This window comes from Erysipelothrix urinaevulpis, assembly GCF_009828835.1.
GTDB lineage: Bacteria > Bacillota_I > Bacilli_A > Erysipelotrichales > Erysipelotrichaceae > Erysipelothrix > Erysipelothrix urinaevulpis.
Window position 1 is genome coordinate 1 of record NZ_WTTB01000015.1, and the last position, 8,768, is coordinate 8,768.

1 protein-coding gene is annotated in these 8,768 nt (G+C 33.3%); it reads left to right on the forward strand.

Annotated elements, in window-relative coordinates; translation table 11 throughout:
- Positions 1 to 276 precede the first annotated feature (276 nt).
- A partial coding sequence (locus GVV10_RS09285; protein ID WP_159521965.1) for an immunoglobulin-like domain-containing protein occupies positions 277 to 8,768 on the forward strand: 8,492 nt, incomplete at its 3' end.

Sequence of the window (8,768 nt, forward strand, 5' to 3'; positions counted from 1 at the left end):
TCTGTTGTGAATCTAAAGTAAAATTAATTTGTGTCATAGAGATCTCCTTATGTTTGTTTGGGTACTAACATAATAACAGAGCCTCTATGGCTTTTTTTACTTTTACACAATTATATGGACTTTATCTAAACTTGTTATTAATTCATTACATTAACCAACTGTTTCATGACGAACAGACTCTCAAATACTTGTTTGCGCAAAAAAACATGTTATCTTTAGAATATGTAATAGTGTACATATAAATACAAGTAAATATTTATTTAGGGAGGAAAGTTTATGAAAAAAGAAAAGTTTAGATTCACTAAATTTTTAAAAATATTTTTATCTTTAGTGATAATTATTTCGACGTCTCAGATAACTACACAAGCTCTGGAAGGTAATTCAGAGACTCAGGAAGTAGAAAACCAAGGTGAGCTGGGTGAAATAGAAGAAAATGTTGGGGAACCATCTGAAGAAGAGGGTCCTATAGATGAAATTACTGATGACTCTGTTAAAGAGGATTTAGAACAACCTCAAATTGATGATTCACAAGAACTAGTAGAAGAACCAGTAGATCAACTAGAAGAAAAGCAAGAAGAATTTATTGTTCGTGCAGGTTCAGTTGAGGTTTCAACGTGGGAAAATTTTAAGAAAGCATACGATGATCCATCAGTAAGTGAAATTAATCTCTCTGGTGATATAACATCTAATTCCAACTTAAATATAACTCGCTCTACATCGTTAAAAATTAATGGTAATGGGCATACTATAGATTCAAGAACACACACAGGATATTTATTTAGAATTAGATCTACATCAACACCTCAAGTATTTGAGCTCAACAATGTAGTTTTTAATCATGCCAATAACTATGTTATTTATCAAACAACGACAGATAGTAACAATTGGACGTATAATTTTAATAATATATCAAACACTGGAAGTCAATATCCGAATTCAATCATTACTGCACAAGAAGCAACAGTTAACATAACAGGTGATTTAACTTGGGCTAATAATGCTGGAAATAATACTATCGTTGCAAAAGATATTAATGTGAATAATGCAAAATTAATTATTACAGGAACAGGAAATAATAGAGCGTTTTATACCCAACGTATTAGTTTTGTAAACACTACAGCAACAGTGAGTACACAGTATAATGTAATTGATGCGAATATTAACAACACAGAGGAATCTTTTGTAAAGGTGAAGAATTCAAAATTAGACTTTACAACAAAGTATACTGGAGCAGGGCCAGAACAATCGACAATCTTACTTGGTAGAAACAATAATCAAAACAAAGTAAGATTAGAAATTACTGAAGGGTCTGTCTTAAATGTTCAAGTAAATGGAAATGGATATGGAGATGGACGTCATGCTGGTATTGCAATTGCTGGTGATAACCGTAATAGTGTGGGTTCTGGTGTACTAGTAAATGGTGGGTCAAAAGTAAATATTAAATCAATGAAAAATGGTGATGCAACACCGGGATTTGTTTCACAAATTAGTGAAGGTGCAGATATAGTCATTGAGGGATCGGGAACAGTCTTTGATATTTGGCAAAACGTTACCGATAATCAATATCGTGCAGCAATGCGATTCTTTATTGTTGGTGGACAAAAACTATATATAAAAGATAAAGCTGAATTAAATATTCATTCTGAGGGTGGGCGATCTCCTTCGGTAAGAATGTACGGACAAGCGAATGAGTTTAATGTTAGTGGTGGTTCCAAAGTTAACATTAAAAATAAAGGTGATGGCACTGATCGAAATCCAGGAACCAATGATAATGTGGCCATTGTATTTACTGGTGGAAATAATACAAACTCAAGTAAATTCGTAACTACGGGTGTTGGCACGGAAATGAATATTATTTCGGATCATGGTGCTGCAGTCTATTCAAATGATGCTTTAGATATTGAAGCAGGTAAGGACACAATTTACGTTGCTAGAGGTACTACTTCCAGCGCAACTCAAGGTATATTTGGAGTTTCAAGACTTCAATTTACAACAGATAGTCCATTGTATTACGATTTTGCAAATACAAGATCGGGTGGGGGATTAGTTTTTAGTGGTATGCATTCTTCATCAACATATAAGTCTCAAGAGTCAGATTTGGCTGTCTGGTTATCAGGAGACAATGTTTTTGGGGATCCACATAGATCATGGCCCTTATTTTCATTTGAGTTAAGTGATGCTAAATTAGGGACTATTGTTGACACAGATCAAAAAACAGAATTTAATTCTCAAACATTTGGTTCTATGGCTGACTATAGTAGAATTAATGGAAACAACTCATATCCAACAATTGATTGGTTACGTACACCTGAAGATACTGATAGATACATCTTTGGTCACGCAATTGTTCCGGAGGGAATGAATACTAATTCTACAGGTTCGCAAGGCGGACGTGATGCTTGGACTGATGAAGTATGGGTATCGATGAGAGAAACTAAAAAAGATGGAACGATTCGTGAATTTAATGCACAATTAAAAAATGAATTACCAACTCGAGGAAAGTCAAATACAGAACCAGGTGTTGAAGTTTATGAACAAGGCTATCTAGGTGGTGTGTTTTACATTGATCTAGGCGAAGGGAATTTAGCTGAAATTGGTGATAAATATGAAGTGCTATCAGCATATAGAGGAACACCTGATTTAGCGGAAAATAGAAAGCGATATGTAACAGCTCCATTTCCAAATGAAGTTACAGTCATTGACAAAACTCCACCTAACCCAGCATCAATATCAAATAATCTTTATGCATATATGAATGTAGTTGAAGGAACTTCCGATGAACCTGGAAGTAGAGTTACAGTAAAAATAAATGGTGAATTTGTAACCGGTGGAACATCAATTGATCCTGCATTATGGCCAGAAGATGGAAGGGTTAATACAGTTGTAGGTACAGATGGTAAGTGGAGAATAGAATTGCCAGCTGGAAAATCATTTAATGCAGAAGATGTTGTTCAAATTATTTTAACGGATAAATTAGGTAATTCTAACCCTGTAACAACAAAAGATTACCATGATACAACATTTATCAAGGGAACTGAAACGATTGTAGAAGATTTAAACTTCACATTAGAAGCATTTGGTAAAACGGTAGGTAGAAAAGAAGCAGCTACAATTGATACAGAAGTCAAACTACTAAATGCACTGAAAGCAAGCGCTACAGTTACTGGAGAAACAACCGAACCAACGGATGTAACAATAAAATCATGGGGTGGCTTTGATCCAAACGATATAAAAGCTGGTGAATTCCCGATTGAAGTTGCGATTAAAGACGCACCAACAATTAGTAAAACAGTCATATTGAAAGTTTTACCGTGGGATATTGTAATTGAAACTGAAAATTATTATTTAGTAGCAAATGATTTCTATACTGGTGTAAAACAAGTAGATGAAGTTGATACTAAAATTATTAAACGAGCAAACGCAGAAGCAATCTTAAAATCAAATGAATCACAAAGAGGAACTGTTTTAATTCATGAAAATAAGATGGAACCTAAAGAAGGTGTTTATGGCGTTACGTTTAAAGTTGCTGAAGAACTTGATAGTCCAGATAACAGACTAACTGTAAATGCAACGGTTCTTGATAGAGATATAGTTGAGGAATACGATGACTATGTAATTGCAGCAAATCATATCAGAATAGGAACAAGCAAAGCGAAAAATATCCAGAATGAAGATTTAATCAATTGGACAGAAGCTGTTGCTTGGAATAAAAATGATTTAACAACGCCATTAGATGTCGAAGTTAAAAGTCATACTGTAATTGATACAGAAGGAACATATAACGCTACATTTAATTTAATAGGCAGTAAGGATGTCGTGGTAACAGTTAATATTGAAGTAAATAATTTAACGCCACCTGTAATCATTGCTCCGGAAGTTAGTTTAGTAGATTTAGATGCAAATTTTGATCCACTAGTGGGTGTTATTGCAACTGATGTTGAGGATGGTGACTTAACAGATAAGATCACAGTATCAGGTGATACCGTAGATACCAGTAAGCCGGGTGCAGAATATGTTGTACAGTACTCTGTTACAGACAGTGATGGAAATACGACAACTGCATTTAGGTTAATTATTATTAATGATGGCACATATACAATTCATGATGATAAGCTATTAAGAGCCTATGATTTTGTTGTGTCTGCAACAACTATGGAAGGTTCTGATGATGAAATTCTAAAAGAATCTTCAGCAAAAGCATGGTTAATAACGAATAAGATCGAAAATGGTGTTGTTGTTGGTATTAATAAAACATCAATTGACCCAACAAATTTAATCGTAAGAGAAAAAGGAAATTACTCAGAAAAAACAAAAGGTGAGCACAAAATTACGATCTCAATCAATGGCATGCCCAAATTAAACAAAGAAATTACGGGAAAAGTCATTGATCAAGAAATTATTGTTACAGGAGATCGCTACATAATTGCTGCAAATAACTTTAATTTAAATCAACAAGAGGCCACTGCACCACGCGATATGGAACTCTATTTTAAACGTGCAAAATTAACAGTATTTGAGCGAATTGGTTTAAAAGAAATAGATAATGCTGCTGAAGTTACGATTGATAAAGTAGAACCTATTCATAATGAACAGGGATACGATGTTCAATTTTCAGTGAAGGATGAAAAAACGACAAGTGCGGATGTATTAGCAACAGTCAATAATTTAAATCCGCCTTCAATTTCTTTAAATCCTATCGTAATTTTGAATGTAAATGATTCATTCGATCACTTAGAAAATGTTACAGCGAGTGATATAGAAGATGGTGATCTTACTGATAAAATTGAGGTTGATGGTCTAGACACACTAGATCTTTCAAAAGAAGGGATTTATGAGTTAACCTATAATGTCACCGATAGTGATAACAATACAACTTCACGTAAACGTCAAGTATTTGTAAATCCTTATGGAATACAAATCGGAGACTATGTAGTATCAGCAAGAAATTTTGCTGTTTGGTCAAATGAGATGACTGGTACAGAGGCAGAGATTCTTAAAGAATCAAGTTCTCAGGCATGGCATATTGATCCTTCAACAGGTGAAATAACAAAAGCTAATGAAAAACTTAAGGTCAAAAAAACTAATGGTTATGAAAATAAGAGTCCAGGTAATTATGGAATTGAAATTGGAATTATTGATATAGATACACCTGTTAAGGAAGTAGTGGGTATTATTAGTGATAAACCTGTATCAATTGGAGATAAATACTTCATTTATGCTAAAGGATTCAATCTTAACGTAGCTGACGCTACCCCACCTCATGATTTAGACATGTTTAAAGATGGGGATCATGGAGATGTTCGTGTTCAAGAAATCGATACTTTAACATTCGTTAATAAATCCACTGAAGTTAAGAAAAATACAATTAAACCAATAGAAACAAAAAATGGTATTAATCCATATGACTTGTCATTTGTAGTTACAGACGACCTAGAAGCAGAAGTTTTTGTAAAAGTTACAGTAGATAATTTAAATGTTCCGGTTTTAAATGTTACGTCACCAATTAGAATTCCATTAAATGGAGAATTTGATGCGATGAGCGGAGTCAGTGCATCTGATATTGAGGATGGAGATTTGTCCGATAAAGTTGAAGTAACTGAAAATAATGTTGATGTCGCAACGCGAGGACATTATACAGTCAAATATGCAGTGGAAGACAGTGATGGAAATAACACAAGTAAGACAAGACATGTTTTTGTTGGAAATTATATTATTGACGGAGACTATGTATTTGATGCAAGACATTTTGCAGTTTCAATAGATGATGTACTCGGAACTAATGATGAGATCATCAAGTTGTCAAACGCTGAAGCTTATAAAGTAAATGGTAATACATTAACAAATATTAATGATCAAATAGAAGTAGTTTCATCCGGAGATTACTCTACAAAAACAGCCGGCGTTTATAAAATTAAAATTCAGATAAAAGATAGAGTAAAAACAAGTAAAGAGATAAATGGAGAAATAGTTAATGGTCCAGTAAAAGTAGGAGAAGACTATATTCTCTATGCGAGTGATTTTAATCTAAATCAAGAACAAGCAACACCTCCTCATAGCGAGACGTTGTTCAAAGATGAAAATCATGGAAATGTTTATGTAAAAGAACGAGAAAATTTCACAATTGTAGATTTAAAAACAACAATAGAAACTAATACTGTAAAGCCTGATTTTACTAGCTCAGGTAATTATTATGATGTATCATTCGTGGCTCATTTAGGAAACGAGAAGTTACAAGACACAGAATTACAAGTAAAAGTAACAGTGAATAATATGAGTGAACCAGTGATTACCTTAACATCTCCAATTGTTCTTCAACTAAATGAAGTATTTGATGCTAAGAAAGGCGTAACTGCTTATGATGAAGAAGACGGGTCATTAACAAATGAAATTGTTATAAGTGACAATACAGTCGATACATCCATAGAAGGTCACTATACAGTTAAGTACTCAGTAACAGATAAAGACAATAATACTGTTTCAAAAATCCGTCATGTGTTTGTTGGTGATTATACAATTCTTGATGAAGAGTATGTCATTAAAGCAAATAATTTTGGAATCTCAAAGAAATCTATGTTAGGAACTCATGGTGAGATTATTAGTAAGTCTAAAGCGGAGGCTTACCATATTGTTAATGATGAAATGGTAAACGTGGATAGTGAAATTGTAGTAAAGGATGATAATAACTACTCTAGCAAAGAAGAAGGAATTTATTCCATAATAATAGGAATAAAAGATGTAGTTGAAACAAAGACTATAAGAGCATTAGTTTCGGAAAATGCTGGAGAAAATGAACGTTATATCATAACATCGAAAGATTTCAATTTAAATGAAACACAAGCAACAAAACCACATGATGAAAAATTATTCATGTCGAAAGATTTTGCTGATGTTACGGTTTACGATAAACAGACACTGAAAATTGTTGATAAAGAAGTTGGTGTAGGTGAGAATACAATTGAACCTATATTAACAACAGGAGAAAACAAATATAGAATTACTTTCTTTGTCATAGAAGATAGTGCTGATAAAGCAGAGACAACGTCTCTTGTTACTGTAGACAATTTAAATAAGCCAGTTATTGATTTTACTACGCCATTCTATGTTCCATTAAATACTGTGTTTAATGAAATGGAAGAAGTTAGTGCGAGTGATGTTGAAGATGGTGATTTAACCGATAAAATTGAAGTAATAAGAAATACTGTTGACACTTCGAAACGAGGAGTTTATGAAGTTGATTATCAAGTTAAAGATAGTGATAATAATACAAGTAAAAGAACAAGAATTGTAACGACAATTCCAACTGTTGGATCATATATTATTGATGCATACAACTTTGCCGTTCAAATTGATGAGATGCAAGCGACAAATCAAGAAATAATTAAACTATCAAATGCATCTGCTTGGATAGTCAAAAATGATAAATTAACATCGATTGATGATAAAATCATCGTTACTAATTCTGGAAATTATCTCAACAAAGAAGAAGGGATTCATGAGATTTCATTATCTATTGACACAGAAGAATCTGCTCCAGTTGTTGATGTAAAGGCAAAAGTGTCCAAATTATATCCACAAATTGGTGAAGAATACATTCTCTATGCAAACAATTTTAATTTAAATCTAGTGGACGCTGAAAAACATGACCATGATATGTATCAAGATGAATTACATGGAAATGTTTATGTTGAACTCAGAGAAACTTTTGAAAGAATAGATGTTCCAACTCGAGTAAAAACAGATAAAGTAAAAGCAATTCCTACTAATCCAGGGGAATATTATGATACATCATTCATCGTTGTAAAAAATGGTGTGGATGTTAAAGATACTGAAAATCTACGAGAAGTAACAGTTAGCAATCTAAATAAGCCGCTTCTATCGGTTACGTCACCGATTCATATACCTTTAAATGGAGTATTTGATTCAAAAGAAGGAGTAGTAGCTACGGACTTCGAAGATGGTCTCATTACGGATAAAGTAATCGAAGTATCCAACGACGTAGACGTTACAAAAGAAGGTCATTATACAGTAGTCTACTCTGTGACCGATTCAGATTATAATACTGTAACAAGAACAAGACACGTTTATGTTGGTGATTATACAGTCGGAGATAAGTATGTTGTTAAAGGAAATAATTTCGCTGTTAATGTGAAAGATGCAAGTGGTTCGGATGCTGAAATCCTATCGTTATCAGAATCAAAAGCTTGGTATATAAACGAAGAAGATCAACAAGTCTCGGCGGATAATATGTTAGAAGTTGTTTCTAAAGAAAATTATGGAAACCTAGAAATTGGACCTCATAACATTGTAATACGCGTTAAAGGAACAACCGACACTAATACATCGATAGTTGGTAAAATAACGCCATTTAAACCATTTATTGGTGAAGAATTTATAATATACGCTAAAGATTTCAATCTTAATATGGAACAGGCTAAGGCTCATAATTTAGAAGAATTTATGAAACTTTCTGAAGTTTTTGTTGAAAGTCGTAAAACTTTACAAATAGTTGATGAAGAAGTACAAATTGGAAAGGATACTGTTAAGGCAGAATATACGCCAAAAGGAGAGTACTATGACGTATCATTCTTCGTTGTAAACGAGCCAAACACAGAAATTCAAGTTAGAGTAACGGTTGATGATTTAAACAAACCGGTCTTAAGTGTTCCAGACTTCACAGTTCTTCAAGTCAATGATGCCTTTGATCCAATGACAGGCGTTAAAGCGTTGGATGAAGAAGATGGCGATATTACTCAAAATGTAAGCATTGT